Origin of the sequence: Roseivirga sp. BDSF3-8 (assembly GCF_041449215.1) — a bacterium.
Taxonomy (GTDB): Bacteria; Bacteroidota; Bacteroidia; order Cytophagales; family Cyclobacteriaceae; genus JBGNFV01.
Map to the genome: position 1 here is coordinate 4,777,370 of NZ_JBGNFV010000001.1, position 25,721 is coordinate 4,803,090.

Below are 25,721 nucleotides of genomic sequence, written 5' to 3' on the forward strand. Positions count from 1 at the left end.
GTTGTGTTTGAATTCACGTTTGTAGCGTTTGATGAGGCGCTCGCGGGGAGAGTACCGGCAGTATTCTCAAACTCATAGTAGTAAAACCCTTTGCATCAGTTGTACTTCGCCGTGAAGCACTTCTGGAACCTATCCCAATGTTTGGCGATACTCCTGAAGAGGTCATCGGTAAAGACGGTATGGTCGTTACTTATAATGTAGAGTTAGTTGGCCTCCGCCACTGCTTTATCACCCCGCATACAGATACTGCTGGAAGTCATCGAAGGTGCGCTTGATGGTGGTGGTGGGGCGGAAGGGGGGACTTAGTTGCTGCATAAGTGCCGTAGGCACGCAGCCTTGCTCTACTTCAACCCTCCCGGCGTAAATCCGTATGACAATCATATGAAACGAACAGATCAGATCCCCTATTCCATACTCGAGCTGGCGGCCGTAAGTAAAGGCAAAGCCATCGGACAAGTATATAAAGATAGCCTCGATCTGGCACAGCACGCCGAGAAGCTCGGATACCATAGGTTTTGGCTTGCTGAGCATCATAATATGATCAGTATTGCCAGTTCCGCCACGCCGGTTTTGATAGGGCATATTGCAGAAGGGACTGAGAGCATACGCGTAGGTTCAGGAGGTATTATGCTGCCAAACCACTCTCCTCTTATCGTGTCGGAACAGTTCGGAACGCTAGCCCATTTGCACCCCGGCCGCATAGACCTGGGGCTGGGCCGTGCGCCAGGTACAGACCAGACCACCGCCTATGCCATACGGCCAGACAGGATGCAGTCCGTTTACAATTTCCCCAATGAAGTAGAGCAGATTCAACAGTTCTTTTCTGATAACCGCGGCGCCCAGGTCCGCGCCTATGTAGCGGAAAACCAGGAAGTGCCCGTCTACATACTGGGTTCCAGTACTGACAGCGCCGTACTGGCCGCTAAAATGGGCTTACCCTATGCTTTTGCCAGTCACTTTGCCCCCGCCATGCTATTCGAAGCACTGGATATTTACCGTAGTAATTTCAAACCGTCCGAGTACCTGGATAAGCCGTACGTGATCGGGCTGGTAAATGTGATAGCTGCCGATACGGACAGTGAAGCTGAAAGATTGTCTACCTCTTTGATCAGAATGTTCCTCGGTATACTCACCAACCAGCGGGACTACATGCAGCCCCCCGAAGCCTTTACTGATCAGCACCGGGCATTGCTCAACGATCCTGCCTTTCAGCGTATGCTCAGGTATGCCTTCATAGGGAGCAAGGATACGGTGCGCGAAATGACCAAAAGCTTTCTGAAAGAAACCGGTGCGGATGAGATAATGGTGGCCTCACATGTATATGATCACAGTGCACGCCTGCATTCATATAGCCTGTTTGCAGAAGCTATGCAGGAGATCGGTGAACTAAACCCCGTTTAGCTTATTCATTTTTATTTCACGCAGAGTTTTAAGAAATATGATTGTTGAGGAGTCGATTAGTTACTTCCCGGTAATCTCCTGCCCCATTCTATAATACGTTTCTTTGACATGATCGGGCATGCTCCTGGCCCCGATGGCACTACTATGATCGAAGCCATTGGGCCAGAAGTAACCGATGAGGGCCACCGTTTGGGTTTCTCTTTTAGCCAGCGTGTAATAACTCTGCGCCACTTCGTCCATATTGTCTAATGAAATGCCACCAAAGCCATCGTGCGCAAAGCTGATATAGTGGGTGTCCATAACCACCACCAGCCTCTGTGATTCTGACGAGAATTTGCTTTTCAGTAGCTCCAGTTCCTGCAGATAGCCAGGGTTCCTTGCCGGGTCAGCAATAAAGTAATGGTCAAAGCCGATCCAGTCCGCATTTTCAGGTACCTGCAGGTCCGCCAGGGCAGGGTATGCCTCTACGATCATAGTAGGAATAGCCGGATGCGTTTCTTCCAGCAGGTTTACGGCTGCCTCCAGTTCGCTGGAGGTGATACCGTTCCAGGTAGGTTCCTCCCCTATATAATAAGCAGCGATGGTCCCCGGAGTTAATACAGACTGGTTCAGGCTGATAAATGCTTCCCACCGTTCCCTGTAGTCAGTTCGCAGTTTGTAGTCGGCCCCGGAGGGGCTGTTGACCCCATCCGTCTCAAAAAATAACTCGTGCAGGTGAATTAAAGCTTTCATCTCCAGCGAATCGAAATATTTCACTCTACCGGTTATATCATCCGTAGGATTTACCACAAGTATGTCGGCAATATTACTGAAGCCGTTTACTTCATCGGCATAGTTGGTCTTAGCCACACCATCGGTAGGGTCGTCCCAATAGGTATCTATTAATGTAAAGCCAAAGTACTGCAGATGGTCTGATGTCGGTTCGGCACGTATATCGTCGTCATCTGCACAGGCACCGGACAACAGCATGATGAGGATACCGATAACAGCAAAGTGTGTCTGTATGTATCTGCTATTCATGCTATGCCTATTGATCAAGTTTATTTAACAGAGTATCCAGGATCTCATCCTCATCATCCAGCAGGTGGTCACCGATCATGATGTCCGGCTTCAGCCCCTCGCGCGCCTCACTGCCGCCGGGCCGTATGATATAGCCCTTGCTCAGTTTTACAATAATGCCCGTAGCCGGTAAAGCAAAACCAAACTGAGAAGCATGCAAGGAGGCATATTCACCCGTCTCCTCTCCTACCAGCGTACCGAAGCCATAATCTTTGATCGTCGCTGCGGCCACCGTACTCATGCTGTGCGATTGCCGGTTTATCAACACATACACCTCCCCCTTATACCTTTTCCTTTCCCCCACCGGCTCCACCGGGCCGAAATCAAACGTAAAACGCTCCCCGTTTTTGCGGGCATGTATCGCCTGGCTGTAGGCGCTCGTAGTGTCCCGCGTATGCTCTTTCAGTATACGGCTGCTCCGGATATGAAAGGTACTGTACCACTTAAATGGCCGGTCCGCGATATACCTGATCAGGTAATCACTGTACGCGTCATCGCCCCCCGGGTGGTTTCGCAGGTCCAGTACCAGGTGGGGAATATTCCGTTTGTTTATTGCTGAAAAGGCCGAATCAATAAAGTCGCGGTAAGGCTGTATGTCCTCACCAGAAAAGGCCCCCGGATGCAGGTAAGCCACATCATCCTCCAGGCGTAGCTCAGGAGCCATACGCAGTATGCCGTAGCGGTTCTGCTCGTAATCCAGCGCCTTCACGGCCGCCACCCTGTCCGTGTGCGTGTTGCCTTCCCCATCCCGGTACGTGATGCTAAACTCATCCTTTGGTTCGAAGTGCTGCCAATACTGACGCGGCAGGGTAAACAGTTCAAACTTAGCATCTTTAAAGTACCGCCTCTCCGCCGATATGTGCTGCTGCATCATATCAATATATTCGCCCACAGGCTTTCCTTCTATAGCCAATAGCTCATCGCCCCGGCCAGGTCCATCCCCTTCCGGTAAAAATGATTCCCTCACGAAGGCACGGCCACCCTCCAGGGCCACCTCCAGCGGAAACACAGTGCCCCCGCCATACACATAGGGAATGTAAGCAGCTACCGGAAAGTCGATCTCCGTATGGCCATTATTCGCTGCGGCTATTACCTTTTGCAGCAGCGAGGTAGCCTCTACCATACTCAGCGAGTCATCACCGATCTCACTTTTTACCGCCTCGTAATTATGCCAGAAGCTCACCGAATCCGTATAGGCATACAGGTCATAATGCGTTTGGTCCAGCGACGTAACCATATACGCCATGTCCTCACGCACCTCCTCTGCAGAAAACATCTGCCGCTGAGCATGCGACCGGGTTTGGATACATAGCAAGGCAGGCAATAAGGCAAACAGGTATTTCATATTTATTCATATTCTCTGTTAAATATAGACAGTACGCACCATTACCAAAAGCCCCTGTGTCCGGCGGCCCTATCATTATACCATTGGCGTTGTATGGTCCTTGATCGTCAGACTGTCCCCTCAGGACGTAGTTTAAGAAAGTGCCAAAGGCCCCTTAGCCATTCCCCACCCTCAGGCAGGGGCGGGTATGCACTCGAGGCCCGACTTTCGCTGGGCCGGCATTCCGGTGGTCCGACTTTCGCTGGGCCGGCATTCCGGTGGCCCGACTTTCGGAGGCCCGAAAAACCAGTGCCATAGGCACGCAGCCACCCTCGGTGCCGGGGGCTACTGACCAATCATTGTTAAGTTCAAACGCTTAGTACAGGATATTTAATAATATAGGATCAGGATTATAGGATAAAAATCAGGCATATGAAGTATGAAAAATGACTAAATTAAAGAAAGTTCTATAAGCTCTAAATTTTCAACAAAAATTGAAAACATCATTCCCGGCTTGGAATCGTCGATTTTGTGGTCTTTTTCAAATTTGCTTTTTGTGTAATAATATCTAAAATATTACGTGTAAAAAAAATGAGTAAACCGTGTGTGGTATCATTTCAGGCTATACATTTGCAAATGTAATTACACTTCATTCCATCCGGGACGGATATTTATTTCACTTAATAAACTTAAACAAAACATGACGTATTCATTAGAACAACTCAAAACAGTGCAGGAATGCGATAATCTCCTGCAGGTTGTAAGTAAAGAAAAAGACAGCCTGGAATTCAGGCAAACTTCACTTTCCCGTCAGGTAGAGAGCTATAAAATCAGATCTCTGGAAACCTCGGGTGAACTACAGGTAGTGGAAGCAGAAATGGCTGCTCTTCAAAGCCTCCTCGACGCTCTGCCCGAAGGCCCTACCAAACAGGACAATTATGCAAAGTTTAAAAAGCTGGAATACAAGCAGTTTTTGCTTACTTCGCGTAGTGCTGACTATGGTTCTGTGGCCCTGCTGGACAAGGAATTCGACCTGAGCAGGACAGTGAAAGAACTGGAAGAGGCCGATGCCTTTATTACCACGGTAGAGACTCACAAAGCTACTCTGGTAGCCGGATAATCAACCCAAAAAAGCCTTCGGACATACCGGAGGTTTTTTTGGGCAGAATCTGTAACAATTTTAAGCCCCTTCATTATATTGTTACAATATTGTAACAAATTTTCTGTAACAATTATTTTGTTTCAAATATAATGTTACAGATTCGTAACATTATTATCGCCCTTCCGGATTTTGTTACAGTATTCATATAAATATATTTTCCATATCCTTTAGCTTATGAAATGGGTAAATGCACTGCGAAAAGAGCTGTGGTGTACGCAACATGAAATGTCTGCCTACCTGGGTATGAATCGCAGCCTGCTGGCCCTGGCTGAAACGAGCAGACGTGACCTCCCCACCCCTTTCCAAATTGATGCTTTGCAGTTGTATGTAGACATTGATACCCTTAAGAAAAATGTGGAAGAGCTGCCTGCTTATGAAAATCTTACAAATGAAGAAAAGGCTCGGGAACAGGAAATATTGAAGCAACAGCAATTACGTGCTGGTCGGGAAATAGCCAGACTGCAGCAGAAGTTAGGCGAAATGGTTGAAGCCTATGAAAAGGCCAAGACCACCCTGGCGATGCTACCTAGCCTGAAGATTAAGGTGGCTAATCGAAACGCTCAATTACTGCCCCTGCTGGAACTCTGTGAAAGTAAGGCAAATGACGCCCTTACTTCCAACGGACTGGATGGACAGATCAAACTCCGCGCCCGCATCGCCGGACTACAGGCCATAATGGATATGGAGGTGAGTTAGAGAAGCATGCTCGCTGCCGGTGCGTCAATGCCCCTTACCCAAGCATAAACACCAACAGAAATACTCCCACCGCCCCAAAGCGAAGCAGAATACCCCGGTAGAAGGCTGCCCGCGTCTGCAGGTACTTCACCAGCGTAATGATGGCGGCTATGCCAAAGGCAACAAACCACTGGTCAGCATCACATTAGATCCTTCCCAGTGCATCACCTTAAACAGGATGCCCGTCACCACCATAGACAAGGCCATACCCGCCCCTACGCTGCCTATGATCCTCCATGTGCTCATCGTGTAGCTGTCCCGCTTAAACAAGCGCCGTAACCGGATGCCATTAAATAACGCAAAGCCCAGGTAAAAGTACAAACAAGACAGCGCCGTCAGGCTCAGCGCCGTGACCATATTGGCCCCTTGCAGGTGCAGTGCTTTCAATAACAGGCCTATGCTAAACAAGGCAGCCAGTAATTGTTCCGTAGTTTTCATGAGGTGTAAATGTATTCTTTGTAAAGAGTGATTTGACCAAATGCATATAGTGTATGCATTAGTAAGCCGGGTACCTATTGCTTCGACCAGATTCGCGTGTTCAGCTTCAGTTCATGCACCAGTGCCGCATTCAGTTCGATCATATAATGTAATAGCAATACGTCATCATAGCCCCTGTGCGGGTAGTAATAGTCCGGCTCAAACAGGTTGGTCGTATATCGTATAGCACAGTAGACACGATTATTGACAAATGACAGGTATACAGGCCGCCCCGCATACAAGCGCGGTATCCGTAAGATAGCCCTCATCATATCTGGTGTAAGCAGGTAGCGGGCTTCTGCCTCGTCCGTACTACTCACTATAAATCGTTTATTGAATTCCGGGTCTTCCAGTTTCACCACCCTCGTGTCCTTATCCCTTGCACCAAATACAGGTAAACCGGATCCACCATTACCGCCAGGCAATACAGGCCACACATAGGTCTTACCAGAAAAGTATTTATTAAAATCCGCATGGAATAATAAGCCCTTGAATACCGCATAATCGCTTACCTTTTCCCCTGTCTGCGCACGGCTGGCGGCATACACTTCCGAGCAGCGAAAGTCCGTCTTTTCTATCCTGCCCGTGATCAGGTCGTCCCCCTTATAGTACGTATGCGTATCAGGGAAAAGCCCGCTATCCAGGTATTCCTCTTCACTCAGGCACCCCTCCGGATCATAGCGCCAGGAAGGGTCTGTAGCCTTCACCACCGCCCCTACCACGCCCTGCTTATAATCCCTGCGGTACGCAAGCATTTTCTGTCGCAGTCTCACGATCAGCAGTATCAGCAGCGGCCCTGCCACCAGTATGAGAAACAGAAAAGGATAGATAGCATGAAAAAAGATAAAAGGCAGCAAACCCGCCAGCGCCGTAAGCGCTATAGCCGTATAGTAGCCGTACAGCTTTCTCCGTTTCGTTTCCAGCGACTGAAAAACCCCTTTTAGCTTATCATCGTAAAGCTGTAGCAACTCACCCTGCAGTTTAGGCTCCATATCACGCGCGCCTTACCCGTAGTGTCATAAGGAAGGCCCCCACCCACCTGCGTAAGTAATCCGGCTGGCTAAGTGTACGGTCCGTTAGGGTGGAAAAGAAGTGCTTCATCATTCATTACTTTAGGTTCATCTTAAAGATACACAATACCCCCCCAATACAAAACCAGGTTTTTATGGGTGGCCCCTTTCTGGTATGTACCCACCCCTGCACTAGTCCCCATCGCAGAAGGTAGCTCCCCGGGCTTCTGGAAATACAGCGCAGTAATAGAATAGGAATGTATCGTACAGCACTAGTCCCCGCTGAATAGCGGGCGCCATGCAATGGGGCCCCCCAGAGAAGCGCAGGGAAGCCCCGGATACTACCCAAACCGGCCCCCAGGGTAGCGCAGAGAAGTAACCGGATGAAAGTGCTGTAAAAAGCCAGGGTAATGCAGACCTGCTAAAAGTAGTGCGTGGGTGCTAGAAGCTAGCTAAATACCTTACCGATGGGGACCCCGTTGCACGGCGCCCGCTATGCAGCGGGGATACTGCCAGACGATGGGGATTAATGAATCTAATCTACCAAAAACTGCTCAAATAGATCTTCCCACTCTGGGTTCATTGAGATGATGAGGTTGTGTTTGAAATCGCGTTTGTAGCGTTTGACGAGACGCTCGCGATGGAGGGCATCGGCGGCGTTATCGAACTCTTCGTAGTAGAGCAGCTTGCAGCAATTATATTTAGCCGTAAAGCTCTTCCGTATCTTATCGCGATGCTCGGAAGTTCGACGGAAAAGGTCGTCTGTAAAGCCGGTGTAGAATACCGTATGGTGTTCGTTACTTATGATATAAACGTAGTAGGATCCCATAGTAATAGCTGGTTCAACTTTGATACTGTAAATTTAGACCTTTCTGCACTAATCCCCCGCGCATGCGGGGGTCCCCCAGGGTAGCGCAGAGAAGTAATCGGATGGCAGAATTGAATAAAAGCCATAGTATTAGGATAGTGCTAGTTGAGGCGGTGTACTTTACCGATGATTTTTTTGGCACACTGCTAAATCGCTAATTTTCTACCTTAACGATGGGGGCCCCGTCATGCGACGGGGGCTGGTGCGATTACCCCGCATACAAAAACTGCTGAAAATCATCAAACGTACGTTTGATGGTGGCGGGTGGGCCGAGGGCGGCTTTGGCGTTGGCGATGGCGCGGTACTTCAGCTTTAGCAGGGATTGCAGCTTTTGCTGGTCCAGCTCTTCTACGCCTACCTCCACATACTGCTGCAGCACAAAGTTGAGGAACTCCTGCTGGGCGGGGTCGTACTCCTGCAGGTGTATGCGTGCCTTGTCGGCACGGGTGCTGCGCTTTATTTTGTCTGCGGTAAAGGCCACGTAGCTGAGCACGTCGTACAGGTCGCAATCTTCTGCGTCGGTCAGCTTTTGCAGCTCGCGTAGCTGGTCGTGTCCGTAGCCCTTCTCTTCCAGCTCCTGCAGCAGTTGCCGCCGGGTATCGGGCTTGCTCCATATGCGCCGCAGCTCCTGCTCATTGGTAAAGAGGCCGGGCAGGTCGCCGAATAGCCGCTCGAGGAACTCCTGTGCGCTGAGCAGCCTGCCGGTGTCGGGCTCGTAGAAGCTGGTGCTGGCCATATGCTGCAGGTGGCGGTACTTGCCGTCTGCCAGCTTTACTTTGGTACGCTTGCGGTAGCCGCTGTCGCCACCATCATCACCTGCGCTGCCAGGTGGCTCGGGCTGCGGGTAGGGCTTTGGTTCGCGGGGGCCGTCACCACCGGGGGCTGGCGGCTCCGGGGCGTCGGGTTCTCCGTCCCACTCGGGGTCGTTAAAGTGCTCGTAGGCCTTTACAAAGTCGTATATGGTAAAGTAGTCTTTATTGTCATACAGGCGGGTGCCGCGGCCTACTATCTGCTTAAACTCCACCATGCTGTTTACCTTGCGCAGCAGCACAATGTTACGTACCTCCGGGGCATCTACGCCGGTGCTTAGCTTCTGGCTGGTGGTGAGTATGGTGGGTATGTGCTTTTCATCGTTCTGGAAGTCGCGCAGGTACTTCTCACCCTGGTCGCCATCATTTGCGGTTACGCGCACGCAGTAGCGGACGTCATTGCTCAGGGTCTTCATCTGGTTGATGAGGTCGCGCACGGCGGCGGCATGCTCCTGGGTGGCGCAGAACACAATGGTCTTCTGCCGCTGGTCCAGGTGCTCCATCAGCAGTTGTACGCGGTACTTCTCCCGCTCCTTTATCTCGATGATGCGGTTAAAGTCTTCTTCGCGGTACAGGCGTTTGGGGTCTATCTCGCCGTCCAGCACCACGTCGTCCGGCTCAAACTGGTACTCGTCCAGTTGCGTGGTAAACTTCTTTACGCGGAAGGGCGTGAGGAAGCCATCGTTTATGCCCTCCTTCAGGCTATACACGTACACGGGCTCGCCAAAGTAGTCGTAGGTATCGGCGTTTACATCGCGCTTGGGCGTGGCCGTCATGCCCAGTTGCACCGCCGGTTCAAAGTGCTCCATCACCTCCCGCCAGCGGCTCTCGTCGCGCGCGCCGCCACGGTGGCACTCGTCTATTACGATAAAATCAAAGAAGTCCGGGTCGTACTCCGTGTACCAGGGGCTGTCTTCTTCGCCGGACATAAAGGTCTGGAAGATGGTAAAGAAGATGCTGCGGTTGGTGGGTACCTTGCCCTTTTTGCGCAGCTCCGAGGGGCGTATGCGGCACAGGGCCTCTTCTTCAAAGGCGCTGAAGGCAATGTAGGCCTGGTTGGCGAGGATGTTGCGGTCGGCCAGGAAGAGCACGCGGGGGGTACGCTGCCCGTCGCGGTTCAGGTTCCAGCGAGCCTGAAAGAGCTTCCAGATGATCTGGAAGGAGATGGCGGTTTTGCCGGTGCCGGTGGCCAGGGTGAGCAGGATGCGCTGCTGCCCTTCGGCTATGGCGTTTATGACGGCACTGATGGCGTTTTGCTGGTAGTAGCGTAGCTGCCAGCGCTCGCCATAGGCCTCAAAGGGCACGGCGTGCAGGCGGTCTTTCCAGTCTGCGACACTGAGCGGCGCGGGCTCATCGGGGCCATATATGCGCTCCCACAGCTCCTGCGGGCCGGGAAAGGCGGCCACATCGCCCTCTCGGCCCTCCTGCATATTTACTTCGTATATCTCCTCGCCGTTGGTGGCATAGGCGTAGGGGGTATTGAGGCGGTCGGCGTATTCTTTGGCCTGCATGAGGCCTTCGGTATAGTGCTTGCTGCGGGCTTTGGCCTCTACCACGGCCAGGTCACGGTTACGGTAGCGCAGTATGTAGTCCGCTATTTTGGGCTTTTCGCGGCGGCCGTTGCCTATCAGGCGGCCTTTGGTAATGTGGATTTCCTCACGGATAATGCTGCCGTCGGTTTCCTTCCAGCCTGCCTCTACCAGCCTGGGGTATATCAGGTTACTCCGGGTTTCCTGTTCGTTCATACGTGCGCGCTCTCAGTCATAGTAGCTGGCCTCCGGGCCATTGCGGGGGTGGTACGGGTGCCCCCTCGGTATATCCAAATTTTGGATAATATTCCTTTTTTGGAAAAATGCCCGGTATGGGGGCCTTCGGGGGGCTATTGTGCTCTAATAATACAAAGGTTTAGGCTAATATGCCAAATAGGTCTTCCCACTCCGGGTTCATGGAGTTGATGAGGTTGTATGTAAACGCGCGCTTGTAGCGTTTGACGAGGCGTTCGCGGTGCAGGGCATCGGCGGCATTATCAAACTCCTCGTAGTAGAGGAGCTTACAGCAGTTGTATTTGGCGGTGAAGGACTTCCGTATCTTATTGCGGTGCTCGGAGGTGCGCCGGAAGATGTCGCTGGTAAAACCGGTGTAGAACACGGTATGGTGTACGTTACTGATGATGTAAACGTAGTAGGTTTCCATAGTGGTAGCTGGTTAAAACTATAAAAGCTGCGAATATAAGGATTTTGCATAAGCCCCCGACTCTTGCACTAGTCCCCGCTGAATAGCATGGGGTTGAAAATCCGACCCTTGGCGGACCCCCTGAAGAAGCACAGTAAAGCCCCGGACACCGCCGCTGCTAAACCGCTCTAATCCCCGCTCTTGCACCAATCCCCCGCGCATGCGGGGGTCCCCCGGATTTGCGCAGAAAAGCCCTGGACACGGCCCCTGCTAAATTACTTACTTTCTGCTCCACCCTGGGGTGTTGGAGCACTGCTAAACCGCGGGCTGTTTACCTTACCGATGGGGACCCCGCTATTCAGCGGGGGATTGGTGCCAGACGATGGGGGCCCCGGTATTCGCTGCGCTCAACCGGGGGCTATCAGGTAAGGTGGCCGCTGAAGGCTTGCTGAAGCAGGCTTTGCTTTAGCTCGTCCAGCTCATCCAGCTTTTGTTGGTAGTGGGATTGGAGGGAATTGATTTTATTATTTAAGCTATCTAATTTATTAATTACTTCTTTTTGAGTTTCCAATGATGGCAGCTCAATAATTATATCCTTCAGCTTCTTTAAACTAAGATTTTTCTGACGTACACCTCTTCGGAGGTTTAAAAGATCTTCTTTTTTAGAATTAATATAATGGAGAATGAAAAGATTATCAATATCACCTGTAGGTGGAAACCCAGCAATAGCTTGATTAAATGTAGCCTCTCTGTCTAAAATAGACATTTTTAATGCGGCTGTATCATACATTCCTATTAATAGAGAACCTTTTGGGAATAATTTGGCATTTGAATTATTTAATCCCTCTAGTGTAATAAAGCCCTTAGATGCTTGTGTATAAGTATGATTTAACTCGCCTGATGAATACCATGGAATATTACCATTATTCCAATATTCTTTCTTAGATTTTAAAGGTGTTCCTCCACTTTTCATAAAAGATAAATCCCCTAACCTCTTCTCTTCCCACCCCTCTCCTTTTTGGGAGAAGATGGCGTTGAGTTCGCTTTGGAAGAGTTCGCGGGCGTTTTCGAGGTTTTGCTGTACATTGGCCCGGGCCTGCTCTATCGCGGCAAAGGTCTTGTCGAGGATGGAGACGATTTGTTTTTGTTCTTCTATAAGGGGTAAATATAATTCCCTCTTCTCCATAGCTCCTTTAGTCACATGAACCATGGTAGTTCCTACCCCTTTCTCTGTCTTAATTTTTTCGGTATCGTATAAGAGAAACTTGTATAAAAACGCTTTCAGTATTTTACTTTCATTGGGTAAAAGTTTCCAAATATGATAATGATAAATTACTTTATTCCCATCCCATATTCTTGGGCCAAATGATGCTGACCAAGCGTATAAGAGATCACCATTATCGCAATATTTATTTTTATCAAGTTCTAAGTCTGAGTAGTACCAATGATTATTAGTGAAAAAATTACCAACACGCAAAACAGGATATTTTCCTTGTTCCAAAAGTTCAGCACGCTTATAAGCTCTACCGTTGATTAGTTCGCACACCTCCCCCAACTTCTTTACTTCCCAGCCTTCTTTCATAGCATCTCTTTTATTTCGTTCAGCAATCGGTTGGTGTCCGCATCCAGTTCCTGCATGGAGGCCAGTATCTCCTGCGGGCTACGCAGGGGTGCCTCTTCGGGGGTGTGGGGGTTCTTTACGCTCAGGTCGCAGGTGTCGGGGTCCAGGTCGGCTATGTCTACCGTCCAGCTTTGCTCGCTGTCTTCCTGCGTGGCCTGTTTTTGCAGAAAGTCGGCCAGGTCGGCATCGTTCAGCGGGTTGGTTTTGCCCATGTTGCGGCCGGGGTCCAGTTGGTAGTACCAGGTGTGTTTGGTGGGTTCGCCTTTGGTAAAGAAGAGCACCACCGTTTTCACACCCGCCCCGAGGAAGGTGCCGCCGGGCATGTCCAGTACGGTGTGTAGGTTGCAGCCCTCGAGCAGGTGGCGGCGCAGGCTCACGGAGGCATTGTCGGTATTGCTCAGGAAGGTGTTTTTGATGACGACGGCGGCGCGCCCGCGGCTTTTGAGTATGCGGATAAAGTGCTGCAGAAAGAGAAAGGCGGTCTCTCCGGTGCGTATGTCAAAGTTCTGCTGCACCTCCTTGCGCTCTTTACCGCCAAAGGGCGGGTTGGCGAGGATGACCTCATAGCGGTCTTTTTCGGTAATGCTGCGCTGGTCTTCGGCCAGGGTGTTGGTGTGCACTATGTTGGGCGTCTCTATGCCGTGCAGGATCATGTTCATCACGCCTATCACGTAGCCCAGGGTCTTCTTTTCTTTGCCGTAGAAGGTCTCCTCCTGCAACAGGCGCAGGTTTTCGGTGCTCTGCTCCATGTGCTGGCGCATATAGGCGTGGGCCTCGCAGAGGAAGCCGGCACTGCCTGCGGCACCGTCGTACACGCGCTCGCCCACCTGCGGCTTTACCACCGCTATCATGGCGCGGATAAGGGGGCGCGGGGTGTAGTACTGCCCGCCGTTGCGCCCGGCATTGCCCATGTTCTTAATCCTGGTCTCGTACAGGTGACTCAGCTCGTGCTGCTGCTCCTGCAGGCCAAAGGTAAGAGCGTTTACGTAGTCCAGTATCTCGCGCAGGTTGTAGCCGCTGTTGATCTTGTTGCTCAGCTCGCTGTAGATCTCCCCTATCTTGTACTCCACGCTTCTGGGGTTGTCGGCAGCGGCCTCCTTAAAGCCCGCCAGGTAGGGAAAGAGCTCCTGGTTCACAAAGTTGACCAGGTCGGGGCCGGTCATGGCATTTTTCGTGTCCGGCGTACCGTCTTCCTTCAGCGGCACGGCCCAGTCGTTCCAGCGGAAGCCTTCTTTGAGTATAGGCGTGTAGGGCTTGCCTTCCAACTCGGCCTCATCGCGGCGTCTCTCTTCCAGCGTATCCAGGTAGCGCAAAAACAGCACCCAGGAGGTCTGCCCAATGTAGTCCAGCTCACTGTCGGCCCCGGAGTCCTTATACAGGATGTCGTCTATATTCTTAAAGGTCTGCTCAAACATGCAACTAAAATAGGTGTGTGTAGTGAGGGGTAAAAGTAGTGAGGTTTTTCCATTGCACAAATCCCCGGACAAGCATAGCGCGATCCGGGGTCCGTCGGCGTACCGTAGAAAGATACGGTGTAGCAGTGCACCAAAAAGAAACCCCGCCTGCTGGTAGCAGGCGGGGTTTCTTTTTGGTGTGGTTACTTCTTTACGTTTCCACGACCTCCACCGGAAGGATTTCCGGTAGTACTAGGGTAATTAGGGTTTCCTTTAGGCATAATGATTGAAAATTAAAAATGAAACATAGTTAATTATTTTCAACTTCTGTTCCAATCTGGCTGACCCTGCCAGATTGTCTTTGCTGGTTAGTCTATCGGGTGATAGCTAGATGTTTGCTGTTCCTCTCCCTTGCTGTCAATGTGGCATTGTTGCACCAGTCCCCGCTGAATAGCGGGGCCCCCTGGGGTGGCGCACAAAGGCAGGGCACCACCGCTGCAATAAGCTGGAGTTTTGCAGAAAAGTAATGGGTGTTCCATTCCTTATTTTCCACCATCATCAGCCCACTCCCGGTTTTCGGGGAGGGGGAAAATAGCTGGATGTAGTGGAGGATTGATGAGGGGTTTTTTGTGAATTGCAGGGATATTAATGATTAATAATACAATGAGAATATCTCTGTTTTTTTTAATGTTTTGGTTGATAATGCCTATTGTAGGTTGGGGGCAAATTGCTTCTGAGTATTCAGTTGATCCTGTAACTGGTATTATAGACAAACCATTACCCTTTCATAGAGATTTTGTTGTGAGTTTTACTGGAGAAAATCATAAATCTATAGTACAGGTTACACTTATTGAGGTCAGTAATCAGAAAGGAGAATGGACACCCTCTAGAAATATAAATAAAATAAGTGCTGGTGCTATAAATAATCAAAGTGTTATTCACTACGAAACAAAAACGTCGGTATTAATACCTGCACTGGAACCAAATAAGAATTATGCCCTTATAGTTGGATATAGTTTTGATGATGATCTGATAAATAAGGTTCTTGAAATAAACTGTTATTTGAAAGATGGTGCTGTAGAATCTGCACAAAATAAGATGAATGAATTAAAAAATGCTGTAGAGAATAAAAAGTTGCTATTTACTCAAATCGCTTCTTCTACACTAAAAGGCTACACACATTACAGAGATGACATATATAGTTATAAGGCCTTTTATGATGTTGATCTAAAAGAAAAATATGAAAAGATTGAAAATTTATTTGTATCAGAATTAGGAATATCACTTGACGAGATCAAAGTTTTAAATGAATACTTATTAAGTAAAAATATCAATAGCCCATACCTAACATCTTTAGTAGGGCAAGTAAAGAAAGAGGCTGATGGTAGAAATATCTTAAATGGTATGGCCTCAATACTGCTAACCCCTAGAACAGATAAAACTAATAAATATGATTTACCTAAAAGGTTGCTTAACCTAGATTCTTCAATTATCGCAGTTGATAAAATACTTTTTACTATAAATAAAATAATTGCACCCGATACCTCGCCGTTTGATTCCTCAATATACAGTAAGTTTGAATCCCTCTTAGCTACCTTGATAGAAAATAGGAATAAGTTCAAAATATTGACTAAGGATATTATAAATGAAATAAAGAACCGCGATGAGTTAACCTATTCTAATTGGGTACTGGGAGCTTCTGAATTTTTTAGTGTCAAAACAATGGCAGGTTACCATGTATTTCCAACGATCGGCATGGTAGGAATAAGAGCCTTTGGGAATATCGATAACGAATCCTTTGTAAGACCATTCATTGGGGCAAGTATTCATCTTACTCCTTTAGACAAAAATGTGACATTAAAATCCTATACAAAAAAGAAACTGTTGCATCGCATTGGGCTTGATGTAGGAGTTACGGTTATTCAAATCGATAAAGGGGAATTTAAAAGTGCTCATAATAGTGTTTCTTATCTGACTGGTGGAAGTTATAAGTTGACAAATTGGATTACGTTTTCAGGTGGCGTTGTGTGGATTAAACGTAGAGATTTAAATCCTGCCATTGAAGATTTCTCGACACAACCCAGTCCTTACGCAGGTTTTTCATTCGATATAGATGTCGCAAATACTCTTAGTAGTTTAACTGGTAGAATATTTTAATCTTATGAAAAAAATTCTTGTTATATATTTGCTAGTAGTTTTCGGTTGTAAGGATGATGAAGTAAAACCAACAGATATAATATCCAGAATAGAGGTGGCAAATGAAGGTGTACTGGCAGATGGAAATACTGTGATTGAGATAAGAGCCTTTATGCCTGAAGAGGTTGATAAACGTAGTATAAAGTTCAAAGTAACAAAAGGTAAGTTTCTTAATAGTCAAACTGATACCATAGTTGTTCGAAATGCGGTCATTATTGATGATGAGTTACAGGCATTGGCACTTTATCAGGTGCCTTCAACTGCAGGAGATATCACGGTTAGTGCGGAACCTGATATTGTTGATCAAGAAGGAAGATATCTAGTCTATGAGACTTTTACTATTGGCAAATCAGAAGCTGACAAATTATCATTGGAATCAAGTAGTTTTAGCGTAAATAATAATTATGGAGAAATTACCATTAGTGGTTCTGTAAAAAATAGTTATGGAAGAAATGCGTCAAATGGAATAAGTATACTGCTAGAAGATTATGATTCTACCTTTTCACCACTTGGCGGAATTTTCAAAAACCAAATGCTATCTGTCTCTAGTGGTACCATTACAACTATTTACACTCCTGGGAAAGTTGATGCTGATCAATATATCTATATCGTCGGTACTGTTCTGAATGATGTGGGGCAGAAAACTAATAAAACTGATACTATTAAAGTTTATGTAACAAATAATTAAATAAATTGAAATGGAAGAGGTTTATCAACAACTCGAAAAGGTTTTAGCCTACAATGGCTTGAGCAATGTGAAAATCAAATCGATTCTTTTTGAAAGAATCGAAAATGTCAAAGGTCAAAAAATTGAAACAAATGATACTAGTACTGCATTCATGGAAATAATGGACAGTGATTGCCCTCCCCATTGCAATGTTGAAATTGATAGGTCGGGTAAAATAGAATGTAAATGTTAGCTATCTATTTCCTATATCATACTCCATCACCTACTACGAGTTTAGCGGAGCGTATACGCGTCCGGCAGGGATCGTGATTCGTGAATTGATTAAATCTCTGACTTTAGAAGATTATAGGGCGCAGCGATGAATGAGCTGGATGTGCTGGTCGATGGGAATTTTTAGATAGGGCGCTATAATTCAAAAAAGCTTTCAGAGGTTTACAGAAGCACTAGCCGTAGAGACGCGATTAATCGCGTCTCTACCACTGCCGGTGGTCATATGAGGTATTATGTCCTGCAAAACCCTTAGCTTTCTACCTCACCGATGGGGGCTGAGAGTTCTGCTAAACCGCTGCTTTTTACCTCACCGGTGGGGGCCCTCCGTCAGTAGACGGACAGGCTGTCATGCGACGCGGACTAGTGCTAAATGATGGATTTACTATTATCCTCTGAACTCACTCCAGGTTTTGCCGTCTATCTTTTGGGCCAGTTCTTCTGTGTTGTTCATTCCTTTGGCAATGTAGAAGTAAAGCTTAGATTGCTGCATGCCGCCATGGGTATCTTTTTTAAAGTTCACAGGTTTCTTATCATCTAATAAAAATACCTGCAGGTCTCTCTTTTGAATTTCCCCGGACCGATATGTACTAACAAAAGCTTTGGCTTCTTCAATGTAGCTTTGCTCATCATTTTTGCTTCCACTGTTATTCCATTTTATTTCTGCACTTTCCATATGTTGTTTTACGACTACCAGGGCTTTAATCTCAAAGATCATCTGTACGCGTTTATCGTAATAGGTACCAAAGTACCGGGCTCTGCGATGGCTATAGGCACCTCCCGAGTCGGGACACATATATACGCTTTTCCATATTTCTTCTTTGGTACCTACACAGTTTACTACGGTGAGAAGTTTCTTCCAGGCAGGCAGCAGTTTACCACGGTCAAGATATGATCTGAATTCCTGGGCATACTTTCTAAGAAAATCAGTGGTTGCCGTGTTATCTATGGCATCTATGAGGTCTTCATATGTAATTGGTACAATAGATATACCCTCTTTTTCAGCAATAGCTATTTCTTCCCCAAATCTGTTCTCCAGGTTTTCATCATCAAACTTACAAAGTAAAAAGAGAATGTTGGTGCCAGATCCATCGCCAAAGCCTTTCATATGATTCTTTATCTGGTCGATATGAAACCAATCGCTTAGCTTATTTTCAAAGAAAATATTGAAAGCCGGCTGGGAAATAACCAGATCGGGGATGCTTTTCTGTTTTTTCGCCTGTTGCCTGAACTTTGGGCCTACTTCTATGCTACCTTCAGATTTACTAAGGGTAACCAATAACTCCTGAAAGCTGGTAGAGCTCTCCTCGTAAATGAGCTTCATCATGAGCCCACAGTAGTTGGTTACGGTATTTTCTTTCTGGTGGTAGTTAGCAAACAGGGATATTTCTCTACTCATTAGATATGACGGGTTATTAAATGACATAAAAAAAAGCACCGGGAACCGGTGCTTGGTATCTTGCGATGGCTATATCAGGCCGGGGTCTTTTGTGCGGAGGCGTTTACCAGGGCCATGTTGCGGGCGTGGGCTTGCTCAAGCTCATTCTTTTCTATTCTATCGATCTGCATTGATATCTGCATATTGTGATTAGATACTTTAGTAGGAATATGGAATAGGTCTATCAGTATCCATATACCAAAGCCCCCTAGTGTGAACCAATAGAGGAACTGTAAGCCCCACTTGCCCAGGTAGGCATAGTGCACCCCTAAAAAGAACCAGCAAAGGTACGCCGTACCCGTGCTTTTCATGCGGGACATGAGATAGTGTTTGTTCATTTTTTGTATAATTAAAATATGGGTAGGTATTTAATTATTGAGCCATCAAAAATAGTTTTTTTTCAGTGCTAATTATTTGGTGTGATATAATTGTGCACCTTCATTAGGTGTATATTCCTGTAGGTCTATCTATCTTTGATTTTGATATTGAAAATGATCAGATGGATAATTTTGCTAGACTGTTTTGTATGTAGAAGTGTACATTATAGTTCTCACTATCTGTCTGGTTATCAAGTTTGCTTCCACAGGCAGTAGACATTATAAAAATTAGAGCCATCAAAGAGTATTTCATACTTATCCTTAAAATATTAAAGCAATTAAATGCTATTTGATCCACTACCAACTTTACTTTCCCAAAGTACCCGGATTATTTCCCAATCACCTGTTTATCTTTTCATAAAGCCTAAAAAAAGCCACCCTAGGGTGGCTTCTATCATACTCAATATACCGCTATCCTTTATGGGCCGGGTATGACGTGGTCGCAGGGCTGCATGGCGCTGTAGGAGGTCATGCTGGGGATACCGGGCCCGCTGCTATAGGTTTGTATGGAGTAGTAAGCCCCTACGGTGAGGTTGGCACTGCCTACCTTAATGAGCATAAGGGCTCCGTCACAGGTATAGAAAATGATGGTGTCGCTGGAGTAGTACTGCTCTACCCTGCCCTGGTATGTGGTATAGGCGTAGCGGGCTTCCGAAACCTTTTCTGTTGCTGAAGCAGCTCCGGCAAAACTGAAGGTACCCGGCAACAACATAAGTGCACTTAGTGCAATGGCGCTTATAATCTTTCTCATAGCTTTATTATTTAAGTGATATATTCCTCATATGAGGCCTGGTAAGATAAGGCATAAAGCAGAGACTTAACAAAACTGAGGCGGTGTATGGGTATGTATTCTTATCACAAAGGTAGGCCTCTTAGGGGATTGGATAAAAGAGGTAGAACATGACAAGACCTAATTGAGATGTAAATAGCTGTAGGTGAAGTGGATAAATCAATAGTATAATTTGAATTGATTTAAAAGTTTTTTACTTTAAAGGTAATAAGTGGCAGGGTTTGCCTGCCCGTATTAATTTTTTTTTTAACCAAACACCCTTAACTTTTATGAAGAAAGAAAAAATGACCCTGAGTGACCTTAAGGTCAACAGTTTTGTGACCGGTACTGAAAAAGTAACCGGAGGACGGTGGTCCATTTTTGACTGTCCGCACACAGGGGCCCCTACCCTCGACTATCTGGGTTGTAATTCCCTAAATGACTTTTACTGCGATTTGCAGCCCGATACCGGCCGCGATGATGGCTTTAATTGATAATAGTAAGCCCCTGACCTTTCCGGTCAGGGGCTTTTTTTTATTAATCGAATTAAAACCACCGTCTTAGACGGTGGTCATGTTTGAGGGCTATGCCAGTAGGGGTATATTGTGGAATGAGCAAGTATCGTAAGCTATCGCATAGCTTTTACTATTGTGTCTATCATGTAGTATGGACCCCGAAGTACCGCCACCGTATACTTCGTGATATTGTTGCAGATACGTTGGAGAATAAGATAAAGACGATATGTGAATGGAAGGAGGTCAAGGTAGAAGAGTTGAACATTCAGCCAGATCACGTTCATTTGGTATGTAGTATACCTCCGAAACTTAGTGTATCAGACTTCATGGGTATTCTCAAGGGTAAGACAGCGATCATGATGTTTAAGAACTTCAAGAGTCTTCGCAGAAAACCCTATTGGGGCAATCATTTTTGGTCACGAGGCTATTTTGTAAGTACGGTAGGCATAGATGAAGAAAAGATAAAGCGGTATGTTAAGTATCAGGAGAAGGAAGATAAGAAAGAGGATGGGGATATAGATATCCCGCTATTCGATAACTGCCTATCCCCCTTTGGGGGTAATAACCATTGAAAACCCCCTCCTTTGGTGGGGGTAATTTATTATGTGTTGTCTCTACTCAAGTTTGTATGCTTTTAGGCTACAATTAGCACCTTTCTCCTTATTCGTTAGCCCTGTCTATCCTCCCTATTTTCAGGTATTTTTCCAAAAAAATGTAAGTGCTGGGCAAGTCTGTAGATTTTTTTACGTACTTTTTATGTAAGAAAATCAATAAAAGTTAACAAAAAAGTAATGGCACGGATGCTCAACCTATTCAGCCATTATTTGGTCAACTGATTATCAACCTGCTTCAAACATGAGACAGCACTACTTCCTTTTAGCAAGGGTGGCCACCCTTAGTACGTTATGCCTATGTCCTATTATGAACGTATTTGGCCAAAGCGGTTGCGGCACACCCCAGGTGCGCGCCGGCACAGTGGGTAACACGGAGAGCTGCGACCCTATTGACTTTGGCTACATCATAGACAGGTACGAGTCCAATGACCCGAGTACAGTATACGTACTCGATTTTGGTGATGGCACCACCAGGGAATTAAGGCATAATGAACTGGACAGAGACGGTGAAATGATTATCCGCCATACCTATCAGGACATATCCTGCGAAAGTCCCTATGCCACAGACGGGGCATATACCTTTACCATTACAGCCACCGCCCCCTGCAATGAGCGGCCTAAGGTGGCTACGGTTTCCCCGGTGATAATCGGCAGCCCGCCTGTGCTGGATTTTAACCTGAGTTCACCGGTATGTATTAATGAGGCGGTCACCTTCTATAACCGATCTACCCCCGGTACCGATTTTAGTTGCAGCAGCGAGGCTACCTACGTGTGGGATTTTGGAGATGGTAGCCCTAAGGAGACAGTAGCTGAGAATCGCACGGTCAATCATACGTATACCCGGCAGGGAAGCTTTACTGTAACGCTAACGGTAAATCAGGATTGCGGCAGCCAGGATGTAAAAAAGCAGATAGTGGTTAGCGGTCCGCCTGCCCCGCGTTTTGACATCGGGCCTTCAGGTAATCAGGAAACGATAATAGATGATGAGGAGCCCCTCACTATCTACGCCCCTACCGACGCCTGCGTGCCTGTCATATTACCTTTGCGCAGCCTTACCTACGATCAGGGCCTAAATGAAGAGTGGTTTGTAGACTGGGAAGGAACCGGTGAAGCGGCTTTTAGCAATAATAGCGTCCGCGCCAGCGGGGAAACCGAGACCATAACCTTCACCGAGCCGGGTGATTACCGTGTGCACCTGATTACCACCACAGACTGCGGAACGGAAAGGAGCTGTGTGTCCGTAGAAATAGTGGATGAAGTAGCCCCGGAGCAGATTACCATAGCAGGGATCCCTGATGGTTGTGCACCAGCCACCATCAGTCCTTCCGTTGCCTTGCAGGGTGTCACAGGCTATGAGTGGAACCTCACCGCCCTCAGTGGCGGCCCGGCCCCCTCCCTGCCCAATGCCAACAGGGCCAATGCAGGCAGTGTGCAGCTTGCAGCAGGAGTGTATGAACTAAGCCTCCGGGTAAGTAACGAATGTGGCACCTCTGCCCCTGCCATCCGTACCTTTACCATTTCAGACCAGCCAGGGCCGGTAATAAGCCCTGCTTCAGCCTCCCTGTGTCCGGGAGAAGATGTCATGCTGCAAGTGGCGGCTCAGGCCGGCACAGTTTACCAATGGTATATCGATGGGGATAGCATCAGTGGAGCCACGGGGCCAACTGTATTAGCTGACGAAGCCGGGGAGTACACCGTAGGCGTGATGGTGACAGCCTCAGGATGCGAAGGGGTATCTGCTCCGGCCAGGGTCACGTTTAACTCACTGCCTCCCTCAGAGATCACCACCACATCCCCTACCCGCTTCTGCGCCGAAGAGCCTGTACGGTCAGAGCTGAGGGCTCCTTCCGGCCCCTATACCTACCAATGGGTAATAAATGGTAGCAATATAGACGGAGCTACGGACGCAACCTATACAGCTACCGAAGCCGGCACCTACCAGGTAAGCATAGACGATGGCCGGTGCAGCACTCTCTCGGATGGCCTGGAAATTATAGAGGGGACACCCCCCGTATTGGCTGCCAGTTCCCCTTCTGCTAATATCTGCCTGGGTGAGCGCACGGAGATTACAGCCTCAGGGGCGGAAACGTTTACCTGGTCACCGGCAGAGGGGCTCAGTGCCACCACGGGCAGTCAGGTAACGGCTTCTCCCCAGGCCACCACTGAGTACACCATAGTAGGTACAGATACATATGGCTGTACAGATACAACCTCCATCACAATACAGGTAGCTCCCCTGCCTAATACAGGGCTGGCCATGAGCCGGGATACGGTATGTGCAGGCGAGGCCGTAACGCTTACGGCAAGTGGGGGTAACGGCTATACCTGGACCAGCGACCCTACCCTTACCCCTGGAAGCAACGGCACGGCTACAGCAAGGCCAGCGGTAACCACTACCTACACCGTAAGAGCCAGGAGTGCCCGGGGCTGCGAAGGAGGTATCGCTTCCGTAACCGTGGTGGTGCGTGGCCTGCCGGACATATCACTGCAAGATCAGGAAGTATGTGTGGCCGATGCAGCGTTTATGCTGATGGCAGAAACCGGCACCGAAATAGAAGGTACCTGGTCTGCCAGTGGCCTGCCTTCGGGTAGCCTGACCGCTGAAGGCCTGTTTGATCCTGCGGTAGCGGGTGTGAACCTGAGCGGCCACGAGCTTACCTTTACTTACCGCACCACAGACCAATATGCCTGCGAGGGCTCAGTAAGCAAGCGTGTGGTGGTGCACCCCCTGCCACAGCCTGACTTTGCCCTGCCCGGTCGTGTATGTGTGGGGGAAGCCGTGGCACTGCAAAACCTGACTACGGTAGTAAACGGTAGCCCCTACACGTGGGCCTGGGACTTTGGAGATGGTAATACTACCAATGAGCAAAGCCCGCAAACCACCTTTGCCTCACCCGGTGAGTATACGGTGAAGCTGGCCGTGCAGGGCTTTGGTAATTGTATCGCTTCAGTAGAGAAGACCATAGAGGTGATAGATGGCCCGCTGGCAAGCTTTACGATGAGCACTGCTCCGGCTTCGGCCTGCGGACCCGTCACGGCCTCATTTACCAATTCCAGCCAGGGCGAAGCCCTGTCGTATAGGTGGGACTTCGGCCAGGGTGATACCTCTACCGCAAGTGAACCCGGCGATGTGGTATTCCCTCCCAGCCTGTATAATGACACCACCTATACCGTAAGCCTGGAGGTAACCAATCAATGTACCAGCAGCCGGCAGGAAAGAACCGTGCGGGTGCGGCCAGTCCCTACGGCCAGGCTGCTGCCAGCCGTGGATACCATCTGTGCAGACTTTCCCCTGGAGCTCAATAACTACACCCTGGGAAATGCTGACCGCTATGTGTGGGACTTTGGGGACGGTACGCCTCCCTTAGATACAGAGGAAACAGGTACGGTTACTCACGCTTTCCCCTATGACGGGGGCACCGATACCACCTATATAGTGACACTTACTGCCATCAACGATTGCGAGGACGATGTGGCAACCTACCCCGTAGTGGTAAAAGCCATAGAAGTGGAGGCGTTCTTTAATGCCGACCGCCTCAGGGGCTGTGCACCTCATACCGTAACGTTCTCAGCCAACCAGGACGAGGACAGCAATACGCTGACCTGGGACTGGGGCGATGGTAACCGCAGTGCAGGCGGGATAAGCCGGTCTTATACCTATGATAAACCGGGCACCTATACAGTAACACTCACAGTGGAAAACGGATGCCATGTGGACACATATGGCCAGGAAGTTTCCGTACTGCCCAGTCCTGAGGCTTCCTTTACCATGCCTGAAGCAGTGTGTGCCGGTGACCCGGTTACCCTTATCAATACCTCATCCGTACCGGAAGGGAGTGTGTGGACCTTCGGCGATAGCCGCCCACCCTACCGGGGGGCTAATCCGCCCGCCCAGGCTTATAGCGTACCGGGTACCTATACAGTTACCCTCTCGGTGACCGATCCGCTCTATAATTGCAAAACCACCGTGAGCCACGCAGTAAGAGTACTCCCCTATCCGGTGGCCTCATTTACTACAGATGAGTTGCTATGCGCCGGAGAAGCACCTGTGATTGTAAATAGCTCCACCGATGCCACACGCTACAGGTGGGTATTCCGTGCCCACGGAGAGACGGTTCAGGGCCATACGCCCACTCCCCCGGCTTACCAGCAACCCGGCCGGTATACGATTACGCTGGTGGCCGAAAATGAACTGGGCTGCAGCAGCCAGGCCAGCCAGGAAGTAGAGGTGGTCCGCTCCCCCGAGCCTGACTTTGAGATAGTCGTGCTGAGCGCCGATGACCGTGCCCCGGTGGAGGTGGACTTCGTAAACCTGACGGAGTTTCCTACAGAAGGTGAAGGCTCGTTCATCTGGCGTTTCGGGAATGGCAATACATCCGAGGGCTATGATAGCGGTGACGTTCAACTTTACACTAACCTCAGAGACTCTGCCAGAACCTATACAGTGACACTGGAGGCCACGTCGGCCGCCGGCTGCTCCCGTACGGTACAAAAACAGTTTGTCGTATACCCTCCGCCATGCACCGACTGGCTGGAGCTGCCTACTGTCTTCACCCCCAACCTGGACGACCTCAATGAAGTACTGAGGCCCCTTACCCCTAAGGACCCGCGCAGCTATAGGGTAATGAGTACAGATGATGGCCTTAAAGATTATCGCTTTCAGATATATACCCGGTGGGGAGAGATCATATATGAGTCTACCGATCCATCAGAAGGCTGGGACGGTAAAGGCTACGACGAGGGGGTTTACATTGCGCTGTTGCAGTACCGCTGCCGTGGTGAAGTCTACAAAAAGAAACAAGAGATCATATTAAAACGATAACCG

The 25,721-nt window shown here is 48.6% G+C and carries 22 protein-coding genes; 9 read left to right on the forward strand and 13 right to left on the reverse strand.

Features of this window, described 5'->3' with window-relative positions; translation table 11 throughout:
• Positions 1–228: 228 nt before the first annotated feature.
• Positions 229–381, reverse strand: coding sequence for a hypothetical protein (locus AB9P05_RS19715; protein WP_371910557.1), 153 nt, complete (start codon positions 379–381; stop codon positions 229–231).
• Between AB9P05_RS19715 and AB9P05_RS19720 the strand changes: the two genes are divergently transcribed.
• Positions 382–1,401 carry an LLM class flavin-dependent oxidoreductase gene (locus AB9P05_RS19720; RefSeq protein ID WP_371910558.1) on the forward strand — a complete coding sequence of 340 codons (1,020 nt, stop codon included), beginning with the start codon at positions 382–384 and terminating at the stop codon, positions 1,399–1,401.
• Between the two features lie 60 nt (positions 1,402–1,461).
• On the opposite strand, the gene AB9P05_RS19725 is transcribed toward AB9P05_RS19720, so the two are convergent.
• A complete protein-coding gene (locus tag AB9P05_RS19725; protein WP_371910559.1) occupies positions 1,462–2,421 on the reverse strand; it encodes a hypothetical protein in 960 nt (319 codons plus the stop codon).
• 7 nt (positions 2,422–2,428) lie between these two features.
• Positions 2,429–3,805, reverse strand: coding sequence for a S41 family peptidase (locus AB9P05_RS19730; protein ID WP_371910560.1), 1,377 nt, complete (start codon positions 3,803–3,805; stop codon positions 2,429–2,431).
• Positions 3,806–4,484: 679 nt separating this feature from the next.
• On the opposite strand from AB9P05_RS19730, the gene AB9P05_RS19735 reads away from it, so the two are divergent.
• Together AB9P05_RS19735 and AB9P05_RS19740 are read left to right on the forward strand one after the other, a co-directional pair.
• Positions 4,485–4,904, forward strand: a complete 420-nt coding sequence (locus tag AB9P05_RS19735; RefSeq protein ID WP_371910561.1) for a hypothetical protein — start codon at positions 4,485–4,487, stop codon at positions 4,902–4,904.
• 216 nt (positions 4,905–5,120) lie between these two features.
• Positions 5,121–5,642, forward strand: a complete 522-nt coding sequence (locus AB9P05_RS19740) for a hypothetical protein (protein ID WP_371910562.1) — start codon at positions 5,121–5,123, stop codon at positions 5,640–5,642.
• Between the two features lie 147 nt (positions 5,643–5,789).
• Here AB9P05_RS19740 and AB9P05_RS19745 read toward each other — a convergent pair whose 3' ends face one another.
• The 7 genes from AB9P05_RS19745 to AB9P05_RS19775 all read right to left on the reverse strand — a co-directional run bounded on the left by AB9P05_RS19745 (position 5,790) and on the right by AB9P05_RS19775 (position 14,053).
• A complete protein-coding gene (locus AB9P05_RS19745) occupies positions 5,790–6,119 on the reverse strand; it encodes a hypothetical protein (RefSeq protein ID WP_371910563.1) in 330 nt (109 codons plus the stop codon).
• Between the two features lie 74 nt (positions 6,120–6,193).
• Positions 6,194–7,150: a DUF3137 domain-containing protein gene (locus tag AB9P05_RS19750; RefSeq protein WP_371910564.1), complete on the reverse strand. Its 957-nt coding sequence runs from the start codon at positions 7,148–7,150 to the stop codon at positions 6,194–6,196.
• Between the two features lie 553 nt (positions 7,151–7,703).
• A complete protein-coding gene (locus AB9P05_RS19755; RefSeq protein ID WP_371910565.1) occupies positions 7,704–7,997 on the reverse strand; it encodes a GIY-YIG nuclease family protein in 294 nt (97 codons plus the stop codon).
• 247 nt (positions 7,998–8,244) lie between these two features.
• Positions 8,245–10,590 (reverse strand): EcoAI/FtnUII family type I restriction enzme subunit R, encoded by a 2,346-nt coding sequence (hsdR, locus tag AB9P05_RS19760; protein WP_371910566.1) that lies wholly within the window; start codon positions 10,588–10,590, stop codon positions 8,245–8,247.
• A 160-nt stretch (positions 10,591–10,750) separates the two neighbouring features.
• Positions 10,751–11,038 carry a GIY-YIG nuclease family protein gene (locus tag AB9P05_RS19765; protein ID WP_371910567.1) on the reverse strand — a complete coding sequence of 96 codons (288 nt, stop codon included), beginning with the start codon at positions 11,036–11,038 and terminating at the stop codon, positions 10,751–10,753.
• Between the two features lie 400 nt (positions 11,039–11,438).
• The gene (locus AB9P05_RS19770; protein WP_371910568.1) at positions 11,439–12,599 is read right to left on the reverse strand and encodes a restriction endonuclease subunit S; all 1,161 of its coding nucleotides are present in this window, start codon (positions 12,597–12,599) and stop codon (positions 11,439–11,441) included.
• Entirely contained in the window at positions 12,596–14,053 is a 1,458-nt protein-coding gene (locus AB9P05_RS19775) for an N-6 DNA methylase (RefSeq protein WP_371910569.1), read from the reverse strand. Before AB9P05_RS19775 ends, AB9P05_RS19770 begins: the two co-directional genes overlap by 4 nt.
• A 627-nt stretch (positions 14,054–14,680) precedes the next feature.
• Between AB9P05_RS19775 and AB9P05_RS19780 the strand changes: the two genes are divergently transcribed.
• Genes AB9P05_RS19780 through AB9P05_RS19790 form a run of 3 tightly spaced genes read left to right on the forward strand, consistent with a single transcriptional unit; the run spans position 14,681 to position 17,148 of the window.
• Positions 14,681–16,189, forward strand: coding sequence for a hypothetical protein (locus AB9P05_RS19780; RefSeq protein WP_371910570.1), 1,509 nt, complete (start codon positions 14,681–14,683; stop codon positions 16,187–16,189).
• A 4-nt stretch (positions 16,190–16,193) separates the two neighbouring features.
• Positions 16,194–16,916 (forward strand): hypothetical protein, encoded by a 723-nt coding sequence (locus AB9P05_RS19785; protein WP_371910571.1) that lies wholly within the window; start codon positions 16,194–16,196, stop codon positions 16,914–16,916.
• Positions 16,917–16,926: 10 nt separating this feature from the next.
• Positions 16,927–17,148 (forward strand): hypothetical protein, encoded by a 222-nt coding sequence (locus AB9P05_RS19790; RefSeq protein ID WP_371910572.1) that lies wholly within the window; start codon positions 16,927–16,929, stop codon positions 17,146–17,148.
• Positions 17,149–17,571: 423 nt separating this feature from the next.
• On the opposite strand, the gene AB9P05_RS19795 is transcribed toward AB9P05_RS19790, so the two are convergent.
• The 3 genes from AB9P05_RS19795 to AB9P05_RS19805 all read right to left on the reverse strand — a co-directional run bounded on the left by AB9P05_RS19795 (position 17,572) and on the right by AB9P05_RS19805 (position 19,749).
• On the reverse strand, positions 17,572–18,582 hold the full coding sequence (locus AB9P05_RS19795) for a hypothetical protein (RefSeq protein WP_371910573.1): 1,011 nt from the start codon (positions 18,580–18,582) through the stop codon (positions 17,572–17,574).
• Between the two features lie 74 nt (positions 18,583–18,656).
• Positions 18,657–18,959: a TM2 domain-containing protein gene (locus tag AB9P05_RS19800; RefSeq protein ID WP_371910574.1), complete on the reverse strand. Its 303-nt coding sequence runs from the start codon at positions 18,957–18,959 to the stop codon at positions 18,657–18,659.
• Positions 18,960–19,416: 457 nt separating this feature from the next.
• Complete coding sequence (locus AB9P05_RS19805) at positions 19,417–19,749, reverse strand: hypothetical protein (protein ID WP_371910575.1); 333 nt, start codon at positions 19,747–19,749, stop codon at positions 19,417–19,419.
• Positions 19,750–20,057: 308 nt separating this feature from the next.
• Here AB9P05_RS19805 and AB9P05_RS19810 point away from each other — a divergent pair, with 308 nt between their 5' ends.
• The 3 genes from AB9P05_RS19810 to AB9P05_RS19820 all read left to right on the forward strand — a co-directional run bounded on the left by AB9P05_RS19810 (position 20,058) and on the right by AB9P05_RS19820 (position 25,718).
• Positions 20,058–20,261 (forward strand): pinensin family lanthipeptide, encoded by a 204-nt coding sequence (locus AB9P05_RS19810; RefSeq protein ID WP_371910576.1) that lies wholly within the window; start codon positions 20,058–20,060, stop codon positions 20,259–20,261.
• Positions 20,262–20,377: 116 nt separating this feature from the next.
• A complete protein-coding gene (gene tnpA, locus AB9P05_RS19815; protein ID WP_371907395.1) occupies positions 20,378–20,854 on the forward strand; it encodes an IS200/IS605 family transposase in 477 nt (158 codons plus the stop codon).
• A gap of 283 nt (positions 20,855–21,137) precedes the next feature.
• Positions 21,138–25,718, forward strand: coding sequence for a PKD domain-containing protein (locus AB9P05_RS19820; RefSeq protein WP_371910577.1), 4,581 nt, complete (start codon positions 21,138–21,140; stop codon positions 25,716–25,718).
• Positions 25,719–25,721: the final 3 nt, after the last annotated feature.